The organism is Xanthobacter lutulentifluminis, assembly GCF_043194675.2.
GTDB lineage: Bacteria > Pseudomonadota > Alphaproteobacteria > Rhizobiales > Xanthobacteraceae > Xanthobacter.
On record NZ_CM195525.1, the window covers coordinates 4692757 to 4717421 of the forward strand.

Here is a 24665-nt window from a genome sequence, read left to right on the forward strand (position 1 = left end):
GGCTTTGACCCTCAAGGCCCGGCGCCACCCCTCCACGCCGCGAAGCCGCCACAAAACCCCTTTGAAACGGCAGGCAACGCGCGACGGTGAGCGTAGCTCGGAAAGTGTTTCCGAACGCCGCGCTTGAGGTGGGTCCTCATGGACGGACGTTGCATGATCGAAGGGGCGGCGCCTCGGGGCGCTGCAGGCCGCGGCCGGGTGAAATGCCCCGGAGGTGCCGCGGCTCGGCCTTTCCACTGCCCCGATATTGCCGCCGCCTCCCGGCATCTTCCTTCCATCATGATCCCAGGCGCTTTCAGGACATATGACCGGGCCCGCAGAACGGCTCCCCGCGCCCGCATCCTTCCCGGTGCGGCGGCGCTGTTCGCCGCCCTGCTCGGCGCCTCCGTGGCCGCGCCGCTCGCCCATGCGTTCGACGGCACGGCGCAGACCCTCCAGCCCTACGAGACCCAGCCCCTGACCCCGCCCGCCAACGTGCCGCTCGCCCCCGCGGTGCGGCCGGTGGACGAGGCCTTCCGCACCGGGGCGCAGGCGCTCCGCGCCGGCCAGACCGCCAAGGGCATCGACGCCCTCGGCTATGCAGCGGCGCAGGGCCACGCCATGGCGCAGTGGAAGCTGGGCCGCATCTATGCCGACGGCGACGGCGTGAAGCGCGACGACGCCAAGGCGTTCGAATATTTCTCCAAGATCGCCAACACCCACGCCGAGGACTACCCCGGCACGGCGCAGTCCCGCTTCGTGGCCAATGCCTTCGTGGCGCTGGGTTCCTACTATCTGGTGGGCATCCCCTCGGCCGGGGTGAAACGCGACCCCTCCCGCGCGCGGGACATGTATTCCTACGCCGCCTCCTATTTCGGCGACGCGGATGCGCAATACCAGCTGGGCAAGCTCTATCTGGAAGGCGTCGGCGGCCCGCGCGATGCGCGCAACGCCGGGCGCTGGCTTACCCTCTCGGCCCAGAAGGGGCAGTTCGAGGCGCAGGCGGTGCTGGGCCAGATGCTGTTCCGCGGTGACGACGGTGTGCCGCGGCAGGGCGCGCGCGGCCTCATGTGGCTGACGCTGGCGCGCGATGCCGCCACCCGGCCCGAGGACCGGTGGGTGGTGGCGCTGCACGAGGCCGCCTTCGCCGATGCCACCCCGGATGAGCGCGAGAAGGCGCTGGCCTATCTCGAAGTCTGGCTGAAGACCGCCAAGCGCTGAGATTTTTCGCCCGCGCGCCGGCTATGCGGTCGGTGCGTTTCGGCTCCGTGCCCCGGCCTCTCCACGACCGGATTCGCAAAGGGGGCGCGCAAGGCGCGCGCGATCCGGCCGTCATACCAACCGGCGCCGTTGTTCCAGCCCCCGACTCCGGCGCCCGGCACACGCTCGTGCCGCACCCGGTGTCCAAGCGTCTCCCATCTGCCGTTCCGGTCCGGCCGCCTCTGCCTTGGCGCTCCGGCCGGCCTTCCGATGCTGCGCCCGCGCGCGAGCGGGGCGGCGACTTCCCGGCATCCGCCCTCAGCCTCCGGCGTTCTGCTCAGCTCTCTTCCACCTCCGCCGCATGGCGCGGCAGGTCCGCGCCGAGGCCCCGCGTCATGGCGAGAGCGCTCTGCGTCCAGATGTGGTGGGTGGGGACGAGGCGGTCGGGATCGTCCAGCGTGCCGATGGTCACGTCCACCGCGTCCTCCCGCGCCATGTCGAACAGGATCGGGCTGCCGCACCGCCCGCAGAACAGCCGCGTGACGCCCGGCGAGGAGCCATAGGCCGAGGGCGTGCCTGCCGTGACCTCGAAATCGCCCCGCGCCACGCTCGCCCACGGCAGCGCGCCGGAACCGGAGATGCGCCGGCACATGCCGCAATGGCACCAATAGGCCGAGCGCACGTTGCGGATGCGGTAGCGCAGCTGCCCGCACAGGCAGCCGCCCGTGAGGGCGGGGGAGGGGGAGGCCTCGTCCATCGGGTCAGGTGGCGATGGAGAAGTCGGCCCAGACCGGCACATGGTCCGAGGGCTTCTCCCAGGCGCGCACATGCTTGTCGATGCCGGTGGCGATCAGCCGGTCCGAGGCCTGCGGCGACAGCAGCAGGTGATCGATGCGGATGCCGAAGTCCCGCTGCCAGGCGCCCGCCTGATAATCCCAGAAGGTGTAAAGCCGCTCGGCGTCGCTGGTGGCGCGGATGGCGTCGGTCAGGCCGAGGTTGGTCAGCGTCCGGAATGCGGCGCGGGTGCGCGGCAGGAACAGGGCATCGCCGGTCCAGGCGGCGGGGTCGGAAGCATCGCGCGGCTCGGGAATCACATTGAAGTCGCCGGCCAGCACCAGCGGCTCCTCCAGCGCCAGCCGATCGGCGGCGAATGTGGCGAGGCGGTCCATGAAGCCGAGCTTGTAGGGGTATTTCTCGGTGTCGGGCGGATTGCCGTTGGGCAGGTAGATGCAGGCGACGCGCACCACGCCGCCCTTCACCGACACCACCGCCTCGATGAAGCGCGCCTGCACGTCGCCGTCATCGCCGGCGAGGCCGTGGGTCACGTCCTCCAGCGGCAGGCGGGACAGCACGGCAACGCCGTTGAACGTCTTCTGCCCATGGACGGTGACGTTATAGCCCAGCGCCTCGAACGGCTCCTTCGGGAAGGCCTCCGTCTGGCACTTGATCTCCTGCAGGCAGACCACGTCCGGCCGCGTCTCGCCCAGCCAGCGCACCGCATGGTCCAGCCGCTGGCGGATGGAATTGACGTTCCAGGTGGCGATGCGCATGGGATCCTTCCGGGGCGGCGGCGGGACGGGCGGGAGGCGCCCGGCGGGGCGAAGGATAGCCCGCGCGGCGCGGGAGGCAATGGCGTGCCGCAGCGCCAGGGTGGTTGCCGCGGCGGGCCAAACTTGCGGCCCACGGAAAAGAATGGCAGGAACGACCCTTGTCCCTCAGCGGCGGCAGAGTGGTATGACGTTCGCGTCCATCGAGTTTCTGTTCTACTTCTTTCCCCTGTTCCTGGTTTCCTATTTCTCCGCGAAGACGATCACGACGCGGAACTACATCTTTCTTGCCTTCTCGCTGGTCTTCTACGCTGCGGGCTACACGCCGCACATCGCCATCCTGCTGGTCTCGGTTGCGGTGAATTTCCTCATCGCCCGCGCCATCGATGCCCGCGAGGGGGCAGGGCGCCAGCGGCTGCTGGTGGTGGGCGTCACCTTCAACCTGCTGCTGCTGGGCGTCTTCAAGTACACCGGCTTCCTGATCGAGAACCTGAACGCGCTCGTGGAGCCTTTGGGGGTTGCCCTGCCGGAGCCGCGCATCTCGCTGCCGCTCGGCATCTCCTTCTATTCCTTCCACGCGATCTCGTATCTCGCCGACATCTACAAGCGGAAGGTCCACGCCAATCGCGATCCGGCGCAGTTCGCGCTCTACATGTGCATGTTCCCGCAGCTGGTGGCCGGGCCCATCGTGCGTTACGCGACGGTGGCGCGGCAGCTGTCGCAGCGGCGGGTCACGCTGGGGCGGTTCTCGGCCGGGGCGCGGCTGTTCGTCATCGGCCTCGCCTGGAAGGTGCTGATCGCCGACGAGGTGGCGCGGCTGGTGGACGGGGTGTTCGACACCACCACCAACCCCACCCTCGTCGAGGCCTGGCTCGGCCTCTACGCCTATACCGTGCAGATCTATTTCGACTTCGCCGGCTATTCCACCATGGCGGTGGGGCTGGGCGTGATGGTCGGCTTCGTGCTGCCGCGTAACTTCCGTGTGCCCTACACGGCGCGCTCCATCACCGACTTCTGGCGGCGCTGGCACATGAGCCTGTCCGCCTTCCTGCGCGACTATCTCTACATCCCCCTCGGCGGCAACCGGCGGGGCGAGATGCGCACCTATGTGAACCTCTCGGTCGTGTTCCTGCTGTGCGGCCTGTGGCATGGCGCCAGCTGGAACTTCGTCATCTGGGGCGCGCACCACGGCGCCTTCCTGATTATCGAGCGGGCCTTCCTCGGCCGCTGGCTGCGGCGCCTGCCGGGGGTGGTGGCGCAGCTCTATACTGTGCTGGTGGTGATGCTCGGCTGGGTGTGGTTCCGGGCCGACAGCTTCGCCGGGGCGCTGGACATGTTTGCGGGGCTCGCCGGCGTGCATGGGATCAGCCGCGCCTCCATGGCGCTGGGCTTCGGCCTGACGCCGCTGGCCATCGCCGCGCTGGTGGCCGGCGCGCTCATCGGCTTCGTGCGCTGGCCGCGCTGGAAGCTGCTGGCGGGGCAGGGGCGGCTGGCGGCGGCGGGGGATTTCGCGCTGATCGCTGCCCTCATGCTGGCGAGCGTCGCCTGGGTGGGCGGCACCACGGCCACCCCCTTCCTCTATTACCGGTTCTGAGGGGGAGCGACGCCATGCCCATGCTCTCCCGCCACCGGCGCTATCTCGGCCTTCTGGTCGCCGGCCTGTTCGGCTTCCTGCTCGTGTCCAACATCATCCCCGACCCGCTGGGCCGGGGCGGATGGCGCTCCGACATCCCCGCCGATGCCAGCCTGAGCCGGCGGGCGGAGCTGTGGTTCCGCAATGCCGGCACCTACATGCAGGACAATTTCGGCTTCCGCGCCACCCTGCCGACCCTGCGGCGCCAGCTGCGCGAGGCGCTGGCCTCGCCGGACAGCCGGCCATTCTATGCCGGGCGCGACGGACACCTGTTCTGGGGTCGCGAGCAGACGCCGCAGCAATCCGCTGGTGCGCTGGTGCGGCGGGCCAATGTGGCGCGCTTCGTGACGATGGTGGGGGAGATGCAGCGGGTGCTGGCGCCGAAGGGCACGCGCATCGTCGTCGCTCTGCCGCCCAATGCCCAGTCGGTGGAGCTGGAAGCGCTGCCCGGCTGGTCGGATGCGCTGAACTATCCCGTCACCGAATACCAGCTGATGCTGGAGGGCCTGCGCGCCGAGGGGGTGACCGCGGTGGACCTGCGCACGCTTCTGCGCGGCGCGCCGCGGCCGCGCTACATGCTCACTGATACCCACTGGAATACCCGCACCAGTGTTCTCGCCTTCAACGCGGTGATGACGGCGGCGGGGCATCCCTCCTGGCAGGTGGACCCCGCGCAGGTGGTGGGACCGGCCATGCCGGCGCCGCGCGGCGATCTATTGCGCAACATGCGCGTGCCGCCGGAGGTGAAGGAGGAGAACTTCCGCCTGAACCTGCCCGATGACGGCGCGCGCTTCAGGGCCGACCCCGCTCTGGTGCATCACAACGAGGCGGTGGCGTTCCGCTCGGTGGCGCGGGAGTTCCGGCCCACCGGCGCGCGCGTGCTGATCATGGGGGATTCGTTCACGGCCGTGGTCTGGCCGCGGCTGTTCTTCAATGCCGACGTGAGCGTGGTGGGCTGGATGCACGTCTCCGCCCGCCTGACCGGCTCGTGCGACTTCAATTTCAACGACGTGAAGGCGTTCGCGCCCGACCTGCTGATCATCGCCCGGGCGGAGCGCTTCTTCCCGTGCTACGGCACGGACTGGCCGGCGGGACTGCCGCGGCCGTGGCCGCGGGCGGTCCCGCTGAACGTTGCGCCGTGAGCCCGGCTCAGACGGCGAAGCTGGATCCGCAGCCGCGAGTTCTGGTCAAGTCGCGAACGGCTGCGCCGTGAGCCCGGCTCAGACGGCGAAGCTGGATCCGCAGCCGCGAGTTCTGGTCAAGTCGCGCGCGGCTGCGCCCGAGGGCCGGCTCAGACGGCGAAGCTGGATCCGCAGCCGCACTTCGCCGTAGCGAGCGGGTTGGTGATCTTGAAGGCGGAGCCCATCAGGTCGGCCTTGTAGTCGAGCTGGGAGCCCTTGATGTAGTCGATGGAGATGCGGTCCACGACGATCTTGGCGCCTTCCTTCTCGATCACGAGATCGTCGTCGCCCTGCTCCTGCGTCACGTCATACTTGTAGGAGAAGCCGGAGCAGCCGCCGCCTTCCACGCTCAGGCGCAGGAACGAGCCCGCGGGCTCGGCGGAGAGGATCTGCCCGATGCGACGCGCAGCGGCGTCGGTGACGCTGAAGTCGGCCTCGGCCGGGGTGATGCTGGTGTCCATGGTATCGACTTTACGAATTGAAGCTGGCAATGGCCCTTAAGGTAAGAGCATCCGCTCCCGAGTTAAAGGGCGGTGCAGCAAAATCGCCCGCCCCACGCCGGGCGGGCCGGGGGAGGGGGACGCAGATGGCGGTGAGCGGAGCGTGCGCCCGCGTGGCCTGGGCGAGTGACGGGCAGCACGTGCGCGGCCGCCTGGTGCCCGAAACCGAGATGCCGCCGCGCAGCCCGTTCCGCCGCGATTGCGACCGCATCATCCATTCCACCGCCTTCCGCCGGCTGAAGCACAAGACGCAGGTGTTCGTCTTCAACGAGGGCGACCATTACCGCACCCGCCTCACCCATACGCTGGAGGTGGTGCAGGTAGCCCGCTCCATCGCCCGCGCGCTGGGTCTCGACGAGGATCTGGCCGAGGCGCTGGCGCTGGCGCACGATCTCGGCCATCCCCCCTTCGCCCACGCGGGCGAGCGGGCGCTCGATGCCTGCATGGCGGGGCAGGGCGGGTTCGACCACAATGCCCAGTCGCTGCGGGTCGTCACCCGCATCGAGCGCCGCTACGCGCTGTTCGACGGGCTGAACCTGACGTGGGAGACGCTGGAGGGCATCGCCAAGCACAACGGCCCGCTCACCGACCGGGAGGGGCGCGGCATCGGCCGCTATGCCGGCGGCCTGCCCCACGCCATCAAGGTGCATACCGAGCAGCAGGATCTGGAATTGTGGAGCCACGCCTCGGCCGAGGCGCAGGTGGCCGCCATCTCCGACGACATCGCCTATGACGTGCACGATTTCGACGACGGCCTGCGCGCCGGCATGTTCACGCTGGACGACCTCGCCGGCATCCCGCTGGTGGGCGAGGCCATCGGCGAGGTGCGCGCGCTCTATCCCGGCCTCGGCACCGGGCGCACGGTGAACGAGGTGTTCCGGCGGGTCATCACCCGTCTCATCGAGGACGTGGTGGAGGAGACCGGTCGCAGGGCGCAGGCGGCGGGCGTCGGCTCGGCGCAGGAGGTGCGGGCGCTGGACCATCCCATTGTCGCCTTCTCCCCGCAGATGCGCGACAAGGAGAAGGCGGTGAAGGGCTTCCTCTTCCCCCGCATGTACCGGCACGAGCGGGTGAACCGGGTGATGGCCGACGCGCAGCAGGTGCTGCGCGACCTGTTCGGCCATTTCATCGCCCACCCGAAGGACATGCCACCCTCCTGGCACGAGGATCTGGATACCCTCGACGCCGAGCGCCTGGCCCGGCGCGTCACCGACTACATCGCGGGAATGACCGACCGCTACGCGCTCGACCAGCACGCCCGCTTCTTTGACTCGACGCCGGACTTGCGTTAGGCGCCCGGCAAGTCAAACCCGATCGGACCCCATCATGAACGTCTACGCGATCTTCGCCGATCACGTGCGCGAAGCTGTCGCCGCCCTCGCCGCCGAGGGGCTCGTCGCCTCCGGCCTCGACCTGTCCCGCGTCGTCGTGGAGCCGCCGCGCGACGCCAGCCACGGCGATCTCGCCACCAACGCCGCCATGGTGCTGGCCAAGGACGCCGGCATGAAGCCGCGCGACCTCGCCGAGCGCATCGCCGGCCGGCTCAAGGCGGTCGAGGGCGTGGCGAAGGTGGACGTGGCCGGGCCCGGCTTCATCAACATCGGGCTTGATCGCGCCTTCTGGCCCGCGGTCCTCGCGTCGGTGCTGCGGGCAGGGCTGGAGTTCGGCCGCTCCACCCTCGGGGCGGGCGAGAAGGTGAACGTGGAATACGTCTCGGCGAACCCCACCGGGCCGATGCACGTGGGCCACTGCCGCGGCGCTGTGTTCGGCGACGCCATGGCGCGCCTGCTTGATTTCGCCGGCTTCGCGGTGACCAAGGAATATTACATCAACGACGCCGGCGCCCAGGTGGACGTGCTCGGCCGCTCGGCCTACCTGCGCTACCGCGAGGCGGTGACGGGCGTGCCTGCCGAGATCCCGGACGGCCTCTATCCCGGCGACTACCTCGTCCCGGTGGGCCGCGAGCTCGCCGAGATGCACGGCGGCGAGTACATGGACGCCGCCGAAAGCGAGTGGCTGCCGATTTTCCGGTCCTTCGCCATCGGCGCCATGATGGTGATGATCCGCGACGACCTCACCGCCCTTGGCATCGAGTTCGACGTGTTCTTCTCCGAGCGCTCCCTCTCCGCCGGGCCGGTGGACCAGGTGGGCGCGACCATCGAGGCGCTGCGCGCGTCCGGCGAGGTCTATGAGGGCCGGCTGCCGCCGCCCAAGGGCGCGCCCATCGAGGATTGGGAGGACCGGGAGCAGACCCTGTTCCGCTCCACCGACTTCGGCGACGACGTGGACCGGCCGCTGAAGAAGTCGGACGGCAGCTACACCTACTTTGCCGGCGATATCGCCTACCACAAGGACAAGGTGGACCGCGGCTTCCTCAAGATGATCGACGTGTGGGGCGCCGACCACGGCGGCTACGTCAAGCGCATGCAGGCGGCGGTGAAGGCGGTATCCGGCGGTCGTGCAAGCCTTGATGTGGAGCTGATCCAGCTGGTGCGCCTGTTCCGCAACGGCGAGCCCGTGCGCATGTCCAAGCGCGCGGGCTCGTTCGTGACCCTCCGGGACGTGGTGGACGAGGTGGGCCGCGATTCGGTGCGGTTCATGATGCTGTTCCGCAAGAACGACGCACCGCTCGACTTCGACCTCGCCAAGGTGATCGACCAGTCGCGGGACAATCCGGTCTATTACGTCCAGTATGCGCACGCCCGGGCCAAGTCGATCCTGCGCAACGCGGCCGAGCAGTTCCCCGACCTTCCGGAGGCCCCGGCCGCCTTCGCGGATGCGCCACTGGCCCGGCTGGACGACGAGGGGGAAACCGTTCTGCTGCGCCGCCTCGCGGGCTGGCCGCGGCTGGTGGAGCAGGCGGCGAGCGCGCGTGAGCCGCACCGCGTCGCCTTCTTCCTGCATGAACTTGCCAGCGAGTTCCATGGTCAGTGGAACCGGGGGAAGGACCTGCCACATTTACGCTTCATTATCGAGAATGATCGAGAGTTGACCTCGGCTCGCTTGGCTCTGGTCCATGGCGTGGCCACGGTGCTCGCCTCAGGTCTCAGGGTGCTGGGGGTGGAGGCCGTAGACGAGATGCAATGATCGCTTGTCCCGTGGTCGCGGAGACGGCGGTCGGGCCTCCCGGCCGGCACCGCAGGCTTCAGGTCCACGGGACCGACGACAACACATCGAGGCGTTATGGTCGACGACAGCAGGTTCCGCTACCGGCGTGACGAAGGTGCCGCGGAGGGCGCCATGCGCGGACGTTCCGCCTCGACGGCCGCCTCCGATGGCGACCCTCTCGCCGAGCTCGCCCGGCTGATCGGCCAGGACGACCCGTTCGACGACTTCTCCGGCCTGGACCGCAACCAGGCCCCCCAGGCGGCCGATCCGCGCCGCTCGGCCACCGCCCAGCGCTATGCGCCGCCCGCGCGCGCCGAACGCAGCGAGCCGCTGCGCGCGCCGCAGCCGCAGGCGCCGTCCTATCAGGCGCAGCCGTCCGGTTATTACGACGACGACGAGGAGGAGGACGACGCCGGCGAGTGGGCCGCCGCGCCCCAGCGCGTCGCCGCTCCGGCTCCCGCCCCCGTCCGGGCGGAAGCGCCGCGCCGCGTCGAGCCGCCGCGCTATGCGCCGGCGCCCCAGGCGCCCGCACCCGCCAGCCGCTACGTGGACGAGGACGACGACGAGGATTACGACGCGCCCGCGCCTTACGCCCCGCAGCGCGCGCCGGCTTCCTATGCTCCGGTGCCGGCAGCCGCCCGCGCGCCCCAGCCGCAGGTTGCCGCAGCTCCGGTGCAGCCGGCGGTGCGGCAGGGCTACGGCTCGCTTGCCCGCGAACGGCCGGCCCCGCCGCCTGCACCTCCGGCACAGGACGACGAGGACGATTATTACGACGACGCCCCCGCGCCGCGCCGGGCCGATCCCTACGCCGCGCAGCAGGGCCAGCACGGCTATGCCCAGCCGCGCGCCGGCACCGCCGGCCGGCGGTCCGACGAGGACGAGGCGGCATACGCCTATTCGGCCGAGCGGCGGGACGACGACTACGACGATTACGACGACACCTACGATCCCGAATATGCCGACGACGGCTACATGCCGCCCCACGGCGACGAGATGTACGAGGCGGAGCCGCGCCGCCGGAAGGGCCGGCTGGCGCTGCTGCTTGGTGCCTCGGCCGTCGGACTGGTGGTGGCGGGCGTCGCCGGCGTGTTCGCCTACAACATGGCGGTGGGCAAGGGCGGCATTACCGCCGCCGGCACGCCGCCGGTGATCAAGGCCGATTCCTCTCCGGCCAAGACCACCTCGCCCACCCCGGCCGCGCCGGAGGGCTCGCAGAAGATGATCTACGACCGCGTCGGCGCCAACGCCGGCGGCGAGCGCATGGTCACGCGCGAGGAGCAGCCGGTGGACGTGACCTCCGCCGCCCGCCCCGCAGCCCCGCCGCCGGGCATCGACCCGACCGCGCCGCAGGCCCAGAACCTCACCGAGCCGAAGAAGGTGCGGACCCTGACCGTGCGCGCCGATGGCAGCGTCGCTCAGGGCATTCCCACCTCGGCCGTGTCGGCCTATGCCGTGAACCAGAACCCGCTCCCGGCGGGCCTGCCCGAGCCGAACCCGGTGACCACCGTCCCCGCCACCGCCCCGGGCCAGACCGCCTCCACCAACCCGGCGCCGACGGCGGCCGGCGCCTATGTGGTCCAGGTCGCCTCCCAGCGCTCGGAGGCCGATGCCATGGGCTCCTGGCGCGCGCTGCAGACCAAGTATCCCAACCTGCTCGGCAACTACCGCGCGACGGTGAAGAAGGCGGATCTGGGCGACAAGGGCATCTACTACCGCGCCCAGGTGGGCCCCTTCGCCACCCGCGAGCAGGCCAACGAGCTGTGCCAGTCGCTCCGCGCCCAGGGCGGCGACTGCGTGGTGAACAAGAACTGATCGGTCCCCGCCGAGGCGGGGCCATCATGCAAAAGGCCGCCCCTGGGGCGGCCTTTTTCGTTGGACGGGCGGATACCGCCCCACGCGTCAGGCGCCGGTGAGGGCGACCCCGAGCCGGCCGGCGAGATCCTGCACGAACTGGAAAGCCGTGCGGCCGGAGCGCGAGCCGCGCGTGGTCGCCCATTCCAGCGCCTGTGGCCGCCATTCTTCCTCGGTCACGGGCAGGCCGTGATGGGCCACATAGGCGGCGACCATGGCGAGGTATTCGTCCTGGCTGCACTTGTGGAAGCCGAGCCACAGGCCGAACCGGTCCGAAAGCGACACCTTCTCCTCAACCGCCTCGCCGGGGTTGATGGCGGTGGAGCGCTCGTTGTCCATCATGTCGCGCGGCAGCAGGTGGCGGCGGTTGGAGGTGGCGTAGAAGATCACGTTGTCCGGCCGTCCCTCGATCCCGCCTTCCAGCACCGCCTTCAGCGACTTGTAGGAGGTGTCGTCGGAATCGAAGGAGAGGTCGTCGCAGAAGACGATGAAGCGGTGGGCCGAGCCGCGCACCAGCCCCATCAGCGCCGGCAGGGTCTCGATGTCCTCGCGGTGGATCTCCACCAGCTTGAGGCGCCCGGGCGCATCGGCGGGGAGCGCGCGGTTGATGCTGGCGTGGGCCGCCTTCACCAGCGAGCTCTTGCCCATGCCGCGCGCGCCCCACAGCAGGGCGTTGTTGGCCGGCAGGCCGCGGGCGAAGCGGGCGGTATTCTCGGTGAGCTGGTCGCGCACCCGGTCGATGCCCTGCAACAGGTCCATCTCCACCCGGTTGACGCGCGGCACCGGCTCGAAGCGGGGCGGGTCGGTGTGCCAGACGAAGGCGTCGGCGGCGTCGAAATCGGGCTTCGGCACCGAGCGCGGGGCGAGGCGCTCCAGCGCATCGGCGATGCGCGCGAGCACGTCGAGCGTCGCGGCGGCGGCGAGAGCGGGATCCGGCTGTTCTGTCATTGTCATCCTCCCGGCGCCGGGATTAGGACGCCGGCCCGCCTGCGGCAAGGCATCGGCGCGCCCGCAGCGGGGGTGAGCCATGCAGCGGGCGCATGGTTGGCAGCGCGTCAGCGGGGGACGAGGGAGGGCTGCCTTAACTTCACCGCACCGATGGTGGATGGAAACCGTCGCGTCAGCGCGGCCCCTTTCATCTGCCCCGGAAGCCCATGCCCGCCATGCCCCGCCGCCTTGCGGCCCTGCTCGCCCCCTTGACCGTCGCGCTCGCGGCCGGCCCCGCCCTTGCCGATGGCAAGGTCGAGGCGAAGCGCACGCTGAACGCCGACGGGACCACAAGCTACAACTATTCGAGCGCGCTCGACGATCTTGGCGCCGTGTTCGGCATGGATCTCTCCCGCGCGGCCTCGAGCGCGGTGCCCACCGTCGCCGCCGGCGCCAGCGATCTCGGCGGCACGGCTTACGCCAAGTTCGCGCTGCCCGAGCTGCCGGCGTGGATGCTCTGGCAGAAGAGCACGCTGAACCTCACCATCGACCCCACCGACGCCCACAGCAAGGTCGGCACCACCTTCTCGCGAACCGTCTCGCTCGGCGAGGGGCTCGATGCGACGCTGGCCGACACCTACAAGGTCAATGCGACAACGCAGGCGTGGGAGACCGACAAGTCGCTCAGCCTGAAGCTGGCGGAGACGGGGACCACCTTCTCCCTCGGCGCGCGCGCCACCGCTGATGCGCCCACCCTCGCGCCGACCCTGAGCGCGCAGCAGAAGGTGCTGGGCAACATCAACGTCACCACCTCCGTGGCGGAGAGCGGCTCCTCGCTCACCCGCAGCATCACGGCCGGCTTCAGCCAGCGCTGGTGAGCCGCCCGCGCCGCCGCGAAGCGCGCTAGCCGTGGACGATGGCGACCACGAAGCGGGACGCCACCAGCAGCAGGAACACCCCGAACGCGATCTCCAGCTTGCGCCGGCTGAGCCGGTGCGCGAGCCGCGCGCCGACCGGCGCCACCAGCGCCGCCACTGGCGCGATGCAGGCGATGCCGATGAGCGAGACGTAGCCCACCGAGAGCGGCGGCAGGTCTGGCAGGTGCGGCCAGCCGGCGATGGCGTAGCCGATGACGCCGGGAATGGGGATCACCACGCCGATGCCGGCCGAGGTGGCGACAGCCGCATGGATCGGCACGCCGTACAGCAGCAGGATGTTGGTGGCGATGCCACCGCCCGAGATGCCCACCAGCGACGAGGCGAGGCCGATGAAGAAGCCGTAGCCGCGCATCGCCGCCGCTCCCGGCAGGTGATCGGCGAGGCGGATGTCGTTGCGGCCGATCAGGCTCTTGATGCCCAGCAGCGAGATGATGGTGACGAACACCGCCTGCAGCACCCAGCCCGCGGCGAACGCGGCGATGGCGCTGCCGGTGATGATGCCTGCCACCGCCGGTATCCGCCACGTCTTCACCACGCCCGGCAGCACCGCGCCCTTGGCCGCATGCGCCCGGTGGGAGGCGAGGGCGGTGGGAATGATGATGGCGAGCGAGGTGCCGACGCACAGCTTCATGCGCAGGGTGTCCTCCACCCCGAGGGCGCCGAACACCTCGTAGAGCACCGGCACGATGACCCCGCCGCCACCGACGCCGAACAGGCCGGCGAGCAGGCCCGTCAGCACGCCTCCCGCAAGCATGGCGACGACCAGCAGCGCGATCTCGGAGGCAGGGATGGAGCCGAGCATGGGGAAGATCCTGACGGAGGGGAGGCGACGATTGCAGCGGAAGCGCCGGCCTGTCCAGCCGAACCGTCCCATGCGGCCCGATCGCGCTTTGTGCGCCGTGCAGGCTGTGGCGTGGCCGGCGATCGGAGCCAGCTTTGGCGCTGGAAGGGGCGCTCGTTCCGGCCCCGGACACGGGGCATGATTCGCCCGCGAGCGCCGCACCGACCACGCGTCGAGCGTCTCGCGCCGCCGACCCCGGCGGGACGATCCGGGCGGCCGTCAGGGGTAGCCTGCCTGTGCCGGGTGGTCCGGCCTGCCGGTGCGCCGGATCAGGCGGCGAGGGGCTGGCGGCGGCGCACTTCGTCCACTGCCCCGCGCAGCACCTCCAGCCCCGCGCCGGGCACGATGGCTTCCGTGGACAGGCGGCGGCGGAACACCCGCGCGCCCTTCATGCCGGGAAACAGCCCCAGCATGTGGCGGGTGATGTCGGAGAGCCGGCCACCGCCTTCCAGATGCCGGGCGATATAGGGCTCGAACGCCTCCACCGCCGCGAAGGCATCGGCATGTGGCGCTGGCGTTCCGTAGATCACCGGGTCCACGTCCAGCAGGAGGCCGGGGTCCTGATACGCGGCGCGGCCGAGCATCAGGCCGTCGAGCCCCGGCGTTTCCGCGATGCCCTGCGCCAGTGACGTGATGCCGCCGTTCAGCGCCACCGGCACGGCGGGCAGGCGCGCCTTCAGCCGCCGGACACGGTCATAGTCGAGCGGAGGGATGTCGCGGTTCTCCCGTGGCGACAGGCCCTTCAGCCAGGCCTTGCGGGCGTGGACGATGAGCCCGTCCACCCCTGCTGCCACCACGGCATCGGCCAGCGCATCGAGCGCGACCACGGGGTCCTGCTCGTCCACCCCGATGCGGCACTTGACGGTGACCGGAACGGAGACCACCGCCTTCATGGCCGCCACGCAGTCGGCAACCAGCTCCGGCTCGCGCATCAGGCAGGCGCCGAAATTTCCGCCCTGCACCCGGTCCGAGGGGCAGCCGACGTTCAGGTTGATCTCGTCATAGCCATAGTCCGCGCAGATGCGCGCCGCCTGCGCCAGCTGGGCCGGGTCGCTGCCGCCCAGCTGCACCGCCACGGGGTGCTCCTGGGCGCCGAAGCCCAGCAGCCGCTCCCGGTCTCCATGCAGGATGGCCGGCGCCGTCACCATCTCGGTGTAGAGTAGCGCCCGGCGCGTCAGCGTGCGGTGAAAGGCGCGGCAATGGCGGTCGGTCCAATCCATCATGGGCGCGATGGAGAATGTAAATGCTTGAGAATCCACCATTTTCCGTAACTTCAGACCTTCGCCCCGCCGGGTGTGCTCGCTCCCTTATGCCACGACCCGCCGCATTCTTCATGCCCCTGGTGCGCCGTCATCCAACGTGCCGCGTTCCCGGCGCGGTGCGCGCCCTCAGGCTGGCGCGGCCTCCCAGATCGGAAATGGATCGGGCAGGTCCTTCAGCTTCACGGGGTCGAAGCGTCCGGGATCTGCGAGGCCGACGAGGCACGCATCGAGCTCCGCGCGCATGGCGGCCTCATCCATGCCGATGCCGATGAACACCAGCTCCTGCCGACGGTCCCCATAGCCCGGCACCCAGTGGGAGCGCAGCCAGGAGCGCCAGTCCGGCGCGGTGGGCCAGTGCTGTTTCGGCACGCTGGCCCACCAGCGGCCGATGGCGCCGGTCTGGCAGATGGCGCCGGCAAGGCTCATCTCGCCCACGCGGCCCGGCCGTGTCGCCAGCCAGAACAGGCCCTTGGCGCGCACCAGCCCGGGCCATGTCCGCGTCAGGAAAGCGTTGAACCGCTCGGGGTGGAACGGCCGGCGGGCACGATAGACGAAGCTCGCCACGCCATATTCCTCGGTCTCCGGCACATGGTCCCTGAAGCCGTTCAGCTCCTTGAACCAGAGCGGGTGGCTGCTGGCCTTCTCGAAATCGAACCGGCCGGTGCCAAGCACGTCGGCGAGCGCCACGCGGGAACGGTCCGTCTCGATGAGGCGGGCATCGGGATTGAGCGCCTTGATCACTCCGCGGACCATGGCGCGCCGTTCAGCGTCGACGGCAGAGATCTTGTTGAGCACCACCACGTCGGCGAACTCGATCTGGTCGGTGAGGAGGTCCACCAGGGTGCGGTTGTCTTCCTCCCCGGCGGTCTCGCCACGGTCACGCAGGAAATCGCGGGAGCCGAAATCCGTCATGAGGTTGGCGGCGTCCACCACGGTCACCATGGTGTCGAGCCGCGCGACGTCGGAAAGGGATTGCCCCGCCTCGTCGCGGAAGTCGAAGGTGGCGGCGACCGGCAGCGGCTCGGCGATGCCGGTGGATTCGATCAGCAGGTAATCGAACCGCCCGTCGGCGGCGAGGCGCCGCACCTCGGTGAGCAGGTCGTCGCGCAGGGTGCAGCAGATGCAGCCGTTGGTCATCTCCACCAGCTTTTCCCGGGTGTGGGAGAGGTTGGCATCCCCGGCCCGCACCAGCTCGGCGTCGATGTTCACCTCGCTCATGTCGTTGACGATGACCGCCACCTTCAACCCCTCGCGGTTGGAGAGGATGTGGTTGAGCAGCGTGGTCTTGCCCGAGCCGAGGAAGCCCGACAGGACGGTGACGGGCAGCCTGCCCTCGCGCATGGATGACCTCCCGGAGATGAGGGCGGCGGGCCCGGAACAATAAATGATATAATATATCACTATCCCGCTGACGCCGTCTTGCCAACCCCTTTCCCGGCCTCCGATGGACAGGATTGAGCGCGGCCGCGCCCTTACGGCGCTGTCCCGGCCGTGGCATGCTGGCGATAGATCGAGGCTTGAGGAACCATCATCGTGGCAGCCCCGCGCCGCTCTTGGACAACATGGATCGCCGGGGGCCTGTCCTATGTGATGGTCGTGCAGCTGCTGCTGGCGGGCCTGGCGCTCGGTGCGCATGCGGCGCCCTCGGGGCAGGCGGGCCTTGAGGCGGGCATCTGCCTGTCCGGGGCGGGCACGCCCGCGCCGGTCGGCGACGGCGCCGGGCACGAGGCCTCTTCGACGTGCTGCCTGCCTGGATGTGCCATGTTCGCGCCGGCATTCATCCCGCCGCCCGCGGAGTGGAACGCTGTTCCCTTCCGGGTTGCGCCGGGAGGGCCAGTGGGCCGCGCAGCGTTCGCCTTGCCCGCCATGGCACACGGACGCTCTCCGGGCCTCGCCCGGGCGCCACCCGTCCTCGCCTGACCTTTCCTCGCCGCGCGCGTGCCCAACGGGAGGCCGGTGTGCGAGGGATCATCCCGCATGTCCGCCGCGTGTCGCCCCGTCGTGGGCGCGCGGGGCAACGCCGGGGGAATGGGCCGCGATATGCACGATGGCAGCATCCCCGGACTGCAGGAGTGGGCGGGGGGCCCCTCGTTCACGGCTGACGGCGACCGGGATCTCATTACGTACAGCGCCGCCCGTTTCCGACCTCCGGCCGCCGCCGGAAAGGCGTTACGCCGGCGATGGGCATCGAATTGTCAGGGTTTCAGATCGTGGACAGATGGATCAGGTCGATCTTGCTGGCGGCGCTGGTCTCGGCCGGCCTTGCATTGGCCGCCGGCAGCGCGTTCGCCCATGCCTCGCTCCTGCGGGCTGAGCCGGCCGATGGCGCCATGCTGGCCCGCGCACCGGAAGCGCTCGTGCTCACCTTCAGCGAGCCGGTCTCGCCTTTGGTGCTGCGCCTCGTCGCGCCGGACGGCTCGTTCGTCACCCTCGCGCCCGCCGCAGGTGAAGCGGCGATCCTGCGGGTGCCGGTCCCGGCGGGCCTGGGGACGGGCTCCCATGTGCTGACATGGCGCGTGATCTCGCAGGACGGCCATCCCGTCGCCGGCAGCGTCCTGTTCTCCATCGGAGAGCCGACACCGGGGGTGACGCCGGCCGCCGTGGACCTGATCGACTGGCCCGTGCGGGGCGCCATCTGGAGTGCCCGCCTCCTCCTCTATGCCGGCCTGTTCATGGGCGTGGGCGGGGCAGTGTTCGCCGGCTGGATCGGCGGCGGGTCGCGGCGCGCGGACGGGATCAGCGCCGGGCTCATGATGCTCGCGCTCGCGGCCTTGGCGCCTTCCGTCGGCTTCCAGGGGCTGGATGCGCTGGGCGCCGGCCTCGGCAGCCTGAACGTGCCGCTGGTGTGGCGCACCGGCTTCGACACCAGCTACGGCACCACCGTTCTCGTCGCGGCCGGGGCGCTGGCTTTGGGGCTTGCCTCGCTGATGCTGCGCGGGGCTGCCCGGCGGGTGCTCTCGCTGGCGGCGCTGGTCGCTGCCGGATACGCCCTCACCGCCAGCGGCCATGCCAGCACCGCCGAGCCGCGCTGGCTGACGCGGCCCGCCGTGTTCGCGCACGCCATCGGCATCGCCTTCTGGTCCGGTGCGCTCGTCCCGCTCTCCCTCGCCCTGCGCGCACGAACGCCCGAAGCGGCGGTGTGCCTGCGCAGGTTCTCGCACGCCGCCCCCTTCGCGGTGCTGCCGCTGCTGGCCGCCGGCCTCGTGCTGGCCGCGATCCAGCTGGGCCGCCTGGACGCCCTCCGGGACACCGCCTATGGCGCGGTGCTCATCGTCAAGCTGGCCCTGCTGTTCGCCTTGCTCGCGCTGGCGCTGGCCAACCGCTGGTGGCTGACGGCGCCGGCGGAGCGTCTCGAGCCGGTGGCCGTCGCGCGCCTGCGCCGCTCCATCGCCGCCGAGCTCGGGCTCATCCTCGCGATCTTCGCCGTGGCGGCCCTCTGGCGCTTCACGCCGCCGCCGCGCGCGTTGGCGGAAGCGGCAGCCGAGCCCGCGACGGTGCACATGCACACGCAGGCCGCGATGGTGGACCTGTCGATTGTCCCCGGCCGGGTCGGGGTCTCCAGCGCCTTGATGGGCATCCTGACCGGCAATTTCGAGCCGCTGGACGCGCGCGCCGTCACGCTCGTCCTGTCCAATCCCGTGGCGGGGGTCGGGCCGCAGAGCTACTCCGCGTCGAAGCCCGGCGATGGCACCTGGCGCGTCGAGGGGCTGCGCCTTCCACGCGCCGGCCGATGGGTGGTCCGCATCGACATTCTCGAGCCGGAGGCGCAGCCCCGGACACTTGAAGGGGTGGTCGAGATCCGCCCCTGAGGGACTGCCGGCGCGGACGCCCGGGCGCCCCCTCGCTCACGGCAGCACCGCCACCGGCGCGAGGAGGACCAGGTGGCTGGCTGGCGGCGGATGCTGGTGACGCTCCGATCGGAGGGCGCGCCGAGCCTGTGGTCGTCGGGACCGGCCAGTCCGGCCGCGACGGCGAGGATCCGCGCATGGCGAGGGGTCAGGCGGCGATGGAGCAAGCCGGTTCCCGTGGGTGCCACAGCTTCGGAAACATGCCGATGGGCAACGTGAAGGCCAAGCGACGCGGCGGGGCACGCGGCTGTCCTGTCGGCGATGCCGGCGCACGCCGTGGAATGGCGGCCACCGTCCAGCGGTCCAGGGGCCAGCAGGAGCGCGCGGGCCGTTTCTCCCCGACAGCGTCCGGCTGCGCCGCTCCCTGATGACGCCGCGCGCGAGCGAGCGTCCCGGGCTACGCGCCCGCGCCGGCATCCCCGACGCGACGGGCCCAGGGGAGAACCACCGTCTCGCCCGCATGCTCAAGCTGCACCGCATCCACCCCGAAGGCCGCGGCGACCCGCGCGGGCGTCAAGACCTCGGCGGGGGCGCCCTCGGCCAGGAGGCGACCATCCTTCATCAGCGCCAGGCGATCGCAGAAGCGGGCGGCGAGCGTCAGGTCATGCAGCACCGCCACCACCACCGCGCCGCGCCGGGCGGTCTCGCGCAGCAGGGTCATCACCTCCAGCTGGTGCAGCGGATCGAGGGCCGCCGATGGCTCGTCGGCGAGCAGGATCGGCGCCTCAACCGCCAGCGCCCGCGCCAGCAGCACCCGCGCCCGCTCGCCGCCCGAGAGGGTTCCCGCGGGGCGCTGGGCGAGATGGCTCACCTCGGCGGCGGCCATGGCGCGGCGGACGGCATCGTCCACCGTCGCGGCGCCGTGGGGCAGGCGGCCGAGCGCCACCACCTCCGCCACCGGCAGCGGCCAGTGGATGCGCCCGTCCTGCGGCAGGTAGGCGACCGTGCGCCCCAAGGCGCGACGGCCGATCTCCGCCACGGTGCGCCCGCCGTAGGTGACACTTCCCGACGCCGGCGTCTCGAGGCCTGCCAGCACCCGCAGCAGGCTGGTCTTGCCGGCGCCGTTGGGCCCCAGCAGGCCGAGGAAAGTTCCGGCGGGGACCGCCAAATGGAGATCGCGCACGAGCTGCGCCGCGCCGCGGGTGACCGTGATGGAGCGGGCGGCGAGCATCATGCCTCCGTCCCCTTCAGCCGGGCGAGGAGGAAGAGGAAGAAGGGCGCGCCGATGAGCGCCGTCACCACGCCGAGCTTCAGCTCCGGCCGGGTCGGGATGAGGCGCACCACGATGTCCGCGCCGAGCGTGAGCGCCGCGCCGGCAAGGCCCGAGGCCAGCAGCAGGCGGCCCGGGCGGTGGCCCACCAGCGGCCGCACCAGATGCGGCACCACGAGGCCCACGAAGCCGATGGCGCCCGCCACGGCCACGCTCGCGCCCACCGCCGCCGCCGTGCCGCCGATGACCAGCAGGCGCACCCGGCGCAGCGGGAAGCCGAGGCTGGTGGCGGCCTCCTCGCCCAAAGTCAGCGCGTCGAGCGCGGGACCGGTGCGCAGCACCAGCAGCCAGCCCGCCGCCATGAAGGGCAGCGCCAGCGCCACATGGTCGAGGCTGCGGTCGGAGAGCGAGCCCATGAGCCAGAACACCAGCTCCAGCGCCGCATAGGGGCTGGGCGCAAGATTGAGCGCCAGCGCCGTGAGCGCGCCGGCAAGGCTCGACAGGGCGACGCCGGCGAGGATCAGCACCACCGTGCCAGCGCCGCGCGCCGCCAGCGCCAGCAGCACCGCCGTCGCCGCCGCCGCGCCAGCGAGCCCGCCCAGAGGCAGGGCCAAGGCGAAGGTGGCTGATACCCCGAAATAGAACGTCAGCACCGCCCCCAGCGCCGCGGCGCCGGAGACACCCACCACGCCGGGATCCGCCAGCGGATTGCGCATCAGCCCCTGCAGCGCCGCGCCCGTGATGCCGAGGCTGAATCCCACCGCCGCGCCGAGGATGGCGCGCGGCAGGCGCAGCTCCGCCAGCACCAGCGCCGACAGGCTCGGCCGGCCAGCCACAAGGTCACCGAAGGCGGCGCGCAGATCGAGCGGCGCATAGCCCACCGCGATGGAGGCGCAGAACAGCACCACCACCAGCAGGCCGAGGCCGCCCGGAACCAGCATCCGCGCGCCCATCAGCGCACGCGCTCCGCCGCACGGGCAGGGGGGCCCGCGTGCGGCAGGGCGTTGCCGGTCACGCTGGATCGAGCCACACCGTCGCCGGGCTCCGCCGCGGCGTGGACCAGCGGCGGCCGGGCCGCTGCCGGAACGCCGGGCAGGCGGGCGCGGGCAGCGGCAAGGCGCGCTGCCGCCTCGGCGAGCTCGGGGCCGGCGCAGGTCCATAGCCGCAGGGGCAGGGAGATGGTCCGCCCCCCAGCCGCGAACGGCGCCAGCGCCGGATGACGCAGCAGCGCCTCGGCGAGGGAGGGCGGGGCGTCGTCCTCGGCATTCACCACCAGAAAGTCCGGCTGCGCCCGCACGATCTCCTCCAGCGCGAGCTGGCCCATCTTGTCGGTGGAGAGGGAGGCGGCGAGGTTGATCAGGCCCGCCTTCTCCATCAGGTCGTCGGCGAGCGAGCCTCCGGCCGTGGTGAAGCCGTTGGGCCGCAACACCACCGCGGTCGGCCGCGCCGTGTCTGCCGGCGGCAGCCGTGCGAATGCCGTCTCCATCTGCCGCACCATGGCCTCGCCCCGCTCCGGCACGCCGAGGCGCGCGGCGACCGTGCGGATCTGCGCATAGGCTTCCGCGAGGGTGCCGGGGGCGGCGAGCTCCATCACCTCGAAGCCGAGGCGGTGCAGCATGGCGGTGGTGGCGCGGGTGGTGAAGGCGCCGACCACCACGAGGTCGGGCGCCAGCGGCACGATCTCCTCGGCGAGGCCCCGGTTGACCGGAACACCGCGGGCGAGATCCGCCACGTTGGAGGCACGGGAATCCTGTGCGAGGAAGGTGACCGAGACCACGCGCTCCGGCCCGGCGAGGCGCAGCAGCAGCTCGTCGGCGCACAGGTTGAGCGAGGCGACGCGGCGTGGGGCAGGGGAGGGCAGCGCAGAGGCAGGCAGGCTCGCGGCGGGCGCAGTCTTCTCGGGGGGCGCCGGCTGCTGCGCCCGCGCCGCCGCTGGCACCTGAAGCGCCAGCAGCACCAGCCCCGCCGCGATCCGCCTCAGCATCGCCTCACCATGTGAGCTTCACGCCGCCATAGGCGCCGAAGCCCGGTGCGAGGAAGCCGTTGGGGTTCTCGTACGTCTCGTTGAACAGGTTGTCGATGCGCCCGAACAGCGTGGTGCTGGCGTTCATCCGGTAGTTGGCCGCAACGTTCACCACCGTGTAGCCCGGCTGGTCGATGTAGTTCGGGGTCAGGCGCACGATATCCCACCACGACGAGGCATAGACGAGGCTGGCGGTGAGGTCGAGCTCGTCGGTCGGCCGCCAGCCGAGCGTCAGGCTCACCTTGTTGTTGGGCCGCCGCAACGGATAGCACGAGGTGGCGTCGATGGGCGCGCAGGCGGCGCCGAACGGCTGGCCCGGCGGCACGTAGCCGACCACGTCGGTGTAGGTGTAGTCCACCCGCGCGTCGATCCGGTCCGTGATCTTCATCGCCACGAACGTCTCCACGCCCTGCGTCACCGCGCTGGAGATGTTGACGTTCTGGTACGTCACCGGATCGTAGCTGATGAGGTTGGTGATGTTGTTGTGGAAGTAGGTGGCGCCGAACAGCACTTTGTCGCCGAACGCCTTCTGCTCGAACCCTGCATCCCAGCCGGTGCTTTCCTCCGGCAGGAGGCCGGGGTTGCCGTAGTAGGGCGCATAGAGCTGGTAGAGCGTGGGCGCCTTGAAGCCGGTGCCGTAGCTCGCCTTCAGCTTGGTGCCCGTCTCGTCGAACAGCAGCGCCGGGGCGAGGCGGAAGGTGGTGTGGTCGCCGAAGCTGTCATCGCTGTCGTAGCGCGCGTTGGCGGCGAAGAAGAGCCGGTTCCAGAGATTGCCCTGATACTCCGCATAGACGCCGGTATCGCCGGTGGAGGCGTCGAGCTGGGTATAGGCGGTGGAGGAGGTCATGCTCTCGTTGCGCCGCTCCGCGCCCACCAGGAGGTTCTGGCCGGGCAGGAAGGCATAGTTGGAGCGCAGGTAATAGATCTGCCGGTCGCCCTCATAGGTGCCGTTCACGTCCGCATTCGGCCCGGTCGTGGGGTTGGAGGTGGACAGGTCGCTCACCCCGAAGGTGGTGACGAGCCGGTCGTCGAACGCCTTCCACACGCCCTCTCCCCGGGTGAAGAACATGCTGGAATAGGAGGTGGAGCGCGCCGGCGCCGGGACGCCCTCATAGGTGGGGGGCGGATAGAGATCCGGCGTGAAGGCGAAGCTGCTGTCGATGTAGCGGGCGACGAAGTTGACGGCGAAGCTGTCCGTTGCCTGCCAGTCGAGGCGGGTCGAATAGGTCCAGTTGTCGTATGCGTTCGGATTGAGCGGCCAGCCGGGCGGGGCGATGTTCTGCGGCGTCACCGGCACCTCGCTCGACGAGAAGTGGGTGACGTTGAAGGAATAGGACACCTTCTCGTTGGAGCCGGACAGGCTCGCATACTGGTTGAAGGTGCCGAGCGCGCCGCCCTCCACATAGGCCGTGACCTTCGGCGGCCCCTCGCCCTTGCGGGTGGTGATGGCGATGACGCCGCCGATGGCATCCGAGCCGTACAGGCCCGACTGCGGCCCGCGCAGCACCTCCACCCGCTCCAGATCCGAGGCCATGAGCTGGCCGAAATCGAACGCGCCGCTGGCCGAGGAGGGATTGCCGGCATCGATGCCGTCGATCAGCACCTTCACATGGTTGGAATTGGTGCCGCGGATGAACACGGAGGTGGTGCCGCCAGGCCCCCCGGACTGCACCACGTTGAGGCCGGGGAGGGACTGCAGCACGTCGGGCAGGGTGCGCTGCTGGCTGCGGGCGATGTCGTCGGCGGTGACGATGCTGACGGAGCTCGCCACCTCGGTCTCGGGCGTGGCGATGCCGGTGGCGCTGACCACGACGGTGGGCAGGTCGCCGGCATCCTGGTCATCGGCGGTCTGGGCGAGGGCAGGGGAGGCGCAGGCAAGGGCGAGCAGGGTCGCGGCCGGCGCGGCCCGGCGGTGGAGGGAAAGAAACACGGAAGGCATTCAAGTCTCGACGGCACGGGTGGTCCGTCACCGCGAACGAGGCGTCTCCCGGCCGCTCGGGCCCGGAGACAAACCACCATCAGGAGAACCCCGCCCGACGTGCTCGCGCGTGACCACGGCTGACGGCAGGTCTCCTGGCTCGCGGGTCGCCGTCTTCCTCGTCGCCTTCCCAGGCCTCGCAGCCCAGTGGCATGTGACGAAGGACTCGCCGCTTACAGTTGCGGGGGCAGCCACGGCATTTCCGGACGCACCGGATCACCGCGTTCCCTTTTGATCCCTTTCGGGAACCGTCGGCGACACGATATGGACATATTGTGCGCTGCGTCAATGGCGAAACGCGCGCCCGCCTCGCCATTCGCGTGCGCCGCGCGGCCCGAGGGGAACGATCGCGAGTTGCGTCGCGCCATGCCGCGCCATGCTGCAACGCCATCGCAGGGCCGGCCGTCGGGGTGCGGTGTTCGCAGGCACGGGCGGGCCCACATGCCTTCATCTTCAGCACCGGCTCGCCAAAATATGTGGCATCAGAACAAATAGTCGCCAAGTGATCATCGGCTCAAATCGCGGCTCGTTGCCAGAAGAACACTCTTCGGCGTGCGGAGACGTTATTTGATTGACGTCGCTACAAGTGATCCGAATATGTCTACTGCACCGTATGGCGTCACGCCAGCTTCTTACCCG

19 protein-coding genes and 1 riboswitch are annotated in these 24665 nt (G+C 70.7%); of the genes, 8 read left to right on the top strand and 11 right to left on the bottom strand.

The annotated features are described in order from the left end of the window. Positions 1-279: 279 nt before the first annotated feature. Complete coding sequence (locus tag V5F49_RS21780) at positions 280-1200, top strand: tetratricopeptide repeat protein (protein WP_394115348.1); 921 nt, start codon at positions 280-282, stop codon at positions 1198-1200. 316 nt (positions 1201-1516) lie between these two features. On the opposite strand, the gene V5F49_RS21785 is transcribed toward V5F49_RS21780, so the two are convergent. Beyond that, positions 1517-1936, bottom strand: a complete 420-nt coding sequence (locus tag V5F49_RS21785) for a GFA family protein (protein WP_394115349.1) — start codon at positions 1934-1936, stop codon at positions 1517-1519. A 4-nt stretch (positions 1937-1940) separates the two neighbouring features. Continuing rightward, positions 1941-2729 carry an exodeoxyribonuclease III gene (xth, locus tag V5F49_RS21790; protein ID WP_394115350.1) on the bottom strand — a complete coding sequence of 263 codons (789 nt, stop codon included), beginning with the start codon at positions 2727-2729 and terminating at the stop codon, positions 1941-1943. 184 nt (positions 2730-2913) lie between these two features. Here xth and V5F49_RS21795 point away from each other — a divergent pair, with 184 nt between their 5' ends. Continuing rightward, on the top strand, positions 2914-4320 hold the full coding sequence (locus V5F49_RS21795; protein WP_394115351.1) for an MBOAT family O-acyltransferase: 1407 nt from the start codon (positions 2914-2916) through the stop codon (positions 4318-4320). Between the two features lie 14 nt (positions 4321-4334). Further along, positions 4335-5501 carry an alginate O-acetyltransferase AlgX-related protein gene (locus tag V5F49_RS21800; RefSeq protein WP_394115352.1) on the top strand — a complete coding sequence of 389 codons (1167 nt, stop codon included), beginning with the start codon at positions 4335-4337 and terminating at the stop codon, positions 5499-5501. A gap of 149 nt (positions 5502-5650) precedes the next feature. On the opposite strand, the gene V5F49_RS21805 is transcribed toward V5F49_RS21800, so the two are convergent. Then, positions 5651-6001, bottom strand: a complete 351-nt coding sequence (locus tag V5F49_RS21805) for a HesB/IscA family protein (protein ID WP_394115353.1) — start codon at positions 5999-6001, stop codon at positions 5651-5653. Between the two features lie 125 nt (positions 6002-6126). Between V5F49_RS21805 and V5F49_RS21810 the strand changes: the two genes are divergently transcribed. From V5F49_RS21810 to V5F49_RS21820, 3 genes are all read left to right on the top strand, one after another. Beyond that, the gene (locus tag V5F49_RS21810) at positions 6127-7332 is read left to right on the top strand and encodes a deoxyguanosinetriphosphate triphosphohydrolase (RefSeq protein ID WP_394115354.1); all 1206 of its coding nucleotides are present in this window, start codon (positions 6127-6129) and stop codon (positions 7330-7332) included. A gap of 34 nt (positions 7333-7366) precedes the next feature. Continuing rightward, positions 7367-9127: an arginine--tRNA ligase gene (gene argS / locus V5F49_RS21815; protein WP_394115355.1), complete on the top strand. Its 1761-nt coding sequence runs from the start codon at positions 7367-7369 to the stop codon at positions 9125-9127. Positions 9128-9280: 153 nt separating this feature from the next. After that, the gene (locus V5F49_RS21820) at positions 9281-10960 is read left to right on the top strand and encodes an SPOR domain-containing protein (RefSeq protein ID WP_394115356.1); all 1680 of its coding nucleotides are present in this window, start codon (positions 9281-9283) and stop codon (positions 10958-10960) included. An 87-nt stretch (positions 10961-11047) separates the two neighbouring features. Here the strand turns inward: V5F49_RS21820 and V5F49_RS21825 are convergent, their stop codons facing one another. Next, entirely contained in the window at positions 11048-11947 is a 900-nt protein-coding gene (locus V5F49_RS21825) for an ATP-binding protein (RefSeq protein WP_394115357.1), read from the bottom strand. Positions 11948-12153: 206 nt separating this feature from the next. Here V5F49_RS21825 and V5F49_RS21830 point away from each other — a divergent pair, with 206 nt between their 5' ends. Further along, a complete protein-coding gene (locus tag V5F49_RS21830) occupies positions 12154-12804 on the top strand; it encodes a hypothetical protein (protein WP_394115358.1) in 651 nt (216 codons plus the stop codon). A gap of 25 nt (positions 12805-12829) precedes the next feature. Here the strand turns inward: V5F49_RS21830 and V5F49_RS21835 are convergent, their stop codons facing one another. The 3 genes from V5F49_RS21835 to zigA form a co-directional block, all read right to left on the bottom strand. Beyond that, positions 12830-13666, bottom strand: a complete 837-nt coding sequence (locus V5F49_RS21835) for a sulfite exporter TauE/SafE family protein (protein ID WP_394115359.1) — start codon at positions 13664-13666, stop codon at positions 12830-12832. Positions 13667-13974: 308 nt separating this feature from the next. Then, entirely contained in the window at positions 13975-14928 is a 954-nt protein-coding gene (dusA, locus tag V5F49_RS21840) for a tRNA dihydrouridine(20/20a) synthase DusA (protein WP_509210721.1), read from the bottom strand. A 165-nt stretch (positions 14929-15093) separates the two neighbouring features. Beyond that, positions 15094-16308, bottom strand: a complete 1215-nt coding sequence (gene zigA / locus V5F49_RS21845) for a zinc metallochaperone GTPase ZigA (RefSeq protein WP_394115361.1) — start codon at positions 16306-16308, stop codon at positions 15094-15096. Positions 16309-17177: 869 nt separating this feature from the next. On the opposite strand from zigA, the gene V5F49_RS21850 reads away from it, so the two are divergent. Continuing rightward, the gene (locus V5F49_RS21850; RefSeq protein ID WP_394115362.1) at positions 17178-18776 is read left to right on the top strand and encodes a copper resistance CopC/CopD family protein; all 1599 of its coding nucleotides are present in this window, start codon (positions 17178-17180) and stop codon (positions 18774-18776) included. 436 nt (positions 18777-19212) lie between these two features. Here V5F49_RS21850 and V5F49_RS21855 read toward each other — a convergent pair whose 3' ends face one another. From V5F49_RS21855 to V5F49_RS21870, 4 genes are read right to left on the bottom strand one after another with little or no spacing between them, the layout of a single operon-like run. After that, complete coding sequence (locus V5F49_RS21855; RefSeq protein ID WP_394115363.1) at positions 19213-19989, bottom strand: ABC transporter ATP-binding protein; 777 nt, start codon at positions 19987-19989, stop codon at positions 19213-19215. Further along, positions 19986-20978 carry a FecCD family ABC transporter permease gene (locus tag V5F49_RS21860; protein ID WP_394115364.1) on the bottom strand — a complete coding sequence of 331 codons (993 nt, stop codon included), beginning with the start codon at positions 20976-20978 and terminating at the stop codon, positions 19986-19988. The genes V5F49_RS21855 and V5F49_RS21860 overlap by 4 nt, the downstream gene beginning before the upstream one ends. After that, the gene (locus tag V5F49_RS21865; protein ID WP_394115365.1) at positions 20978-22009 is read right to left on the bottom strand and encodes an ABC transporter substrate-binding protein; all 1032 of its coding nucleotides are present in this window, start codon (positions 22007-22009) and stop codon (positions 20978-20980) included. The genes V5F49_RS21860 and V5F49_RS21865 overlap by 1 nt, the downstream gene beginning before the upstream one ends. Before the next feature lie 4 nt (positions 22010-22013). Next, positions 22014-23987 (bottom strand): TonB-dependent receptor plug domain-containing protein, encoded by a 1974-nt coding sequence (locus V5F49_RS21870; protein WP_394115366.1) that lies wholly within the window; start codon positions 23985-23987, stop codon positions 22014-22016. A 107-nt stretch (positions 23988-24094) separates the two neighbouring features. Continuing rightward, positions 24095-24294: riboswitch (cobalamin riboswitch) on the bottom strand. Positions 24295-24665: the final 371 nt, after the last annotated feature.

What these genes read in the sequence shown, in the direction of transcription:
- V5F49_RS21780 (WP_394115348.1), top strand. Translation starts at nt 280, where the DNA reads ATGATCCCAGGCGCTTTCAGGACATATGACCGGGCCCGCAGAACGGCT.
- V5F49_RS21785 (WP_394115349.1), bottom strand. Translation starts at nt 1,936, where the DNA reads ATGGACGAGGCCTCCCCCTCCCCCGCCCTCACGGGCGGCTGCCTGTGC.
- xth (WP_394115350.1), bottom strand. Translation starts at nt 2,729, where the DNA reads ATGCGCATCGCCACCTGGAACGTCAATTCCATCCGCCAGCGGCTGGAC.
- V5F49_RS21795 (WP_394115351.1), top strand. Translation starts at nt 2,914, where the DNA reads ATGACGTTCGCGTCCATCGAGTTTCTGTTCTACTTCTTTCCCCTGTTC.
- V5F49_RS21800 (WP_394115352.1), top strand. Translation starts at nt 4,335, where the DNA reads ATGCCCATGCTCTCCCGCCACCGGCGCTATCTCGGCCTTCTGGTCGCC.
- V5F49_RS21805 (WP_394115353.1), bottom strand. Translation starts at nt 6,001, where the DNA reads ATGGACACCAGCATCACCCCGGCCGAGGCCGACTTCAGCGTCACCGAC.
- V5F49_RS21810 (WP_394115354.1), top strand. Translation starts at nt 6,127, where the DNA reads ATGGCGGTGAGCGGAGCGTGCGCCCGCGTGGCCTGGGCGAGTGACGGG.
- argS (WP_394115355.1), top strand. Translation starts at nt 7,367, where the DNA reads ATGAACGTCTACGCGATCTTCGCCGATCACGTGCGCGAAGCTGTCGCC.
- V5F49_RS21820 (WP_394115356.1), top strand. Translation starts at nt 9,281, where the DNA reads ATGCGCGGACGTTCCGCCTCGACGGCCGCCTCCGATGGCGACCCTCTC.
- V5F49_RS21825 (WP_394115357.1), bottom strand. Translation starts at nt 11,947, where the DNA reads ATGACAGAACAGCCGGATCCCGCTCTCGCCGCCGCCGCGACGCTCGAC.
- V5F49_RS21830 (WP_394115358.1), top strand. Translation starts at nt 12,154, where the DNA reads ATGCCCGCCATGCCCCGCCGCCTTGCGGCCCTGCTCGCCCCCTTGACC.
- V5F49_RS21835 (WP_394115359.1), bottom strand. Translation starts at nt 13,666, where the DNA reads ATGCTCGGCTCCATCCCTGCCTCCGAGATCGCGCTGCTGGTCGTCGCC.
- dusA (WP_509210721.1), bottom strand. Translation starts at nt 14,928, where the DNA reads ATGATGGATTGGACCGACCGCCATTGCCGCGCCTTTCACCGCACGCTG.
- zigA (WP_394115361.1), bottom strand. Translation starts at nt 16,308, where the DNA reads ATGCGCGAGGGCAGGCTGCCCGTCACCGTCCTGTCGGGCTTCCTCGGC.
- V5F49_RS21855 (WP_394115363.1), bottom strand. Translation starts at nt 19,989, where the DNA reads ATGATGCTCGCCGCCCGCTCCATCACGGTCACCCGCGGCGCGGCGCAG.
- V5F49_RS21860 (WP_394115364.1), bottom strand. Translation starts at nt 20,978, where the DNA reads ATGGGCGCGCGGATGCTGGTTCCGGGCGGCCTCGGCCTGCTGGTGGTG.
- V5F49_RS21865 (WP_394115365.1), bottom strand. Translation starts at nt 22,009, where the DNA reads ATGCTGAGGCGGATCGCGGCGGGGCTGGTGCTGCTGGCGCTTCAGGTG.
- V5F49_RS21870 (WP_394115366.1), bottom strand. Translation starts at nt 23,987, where the DNA reads ATGCCTTCCGTGTTTCTTTCCCTCCACCGCCGGGCCGCGCCGGCCGCG.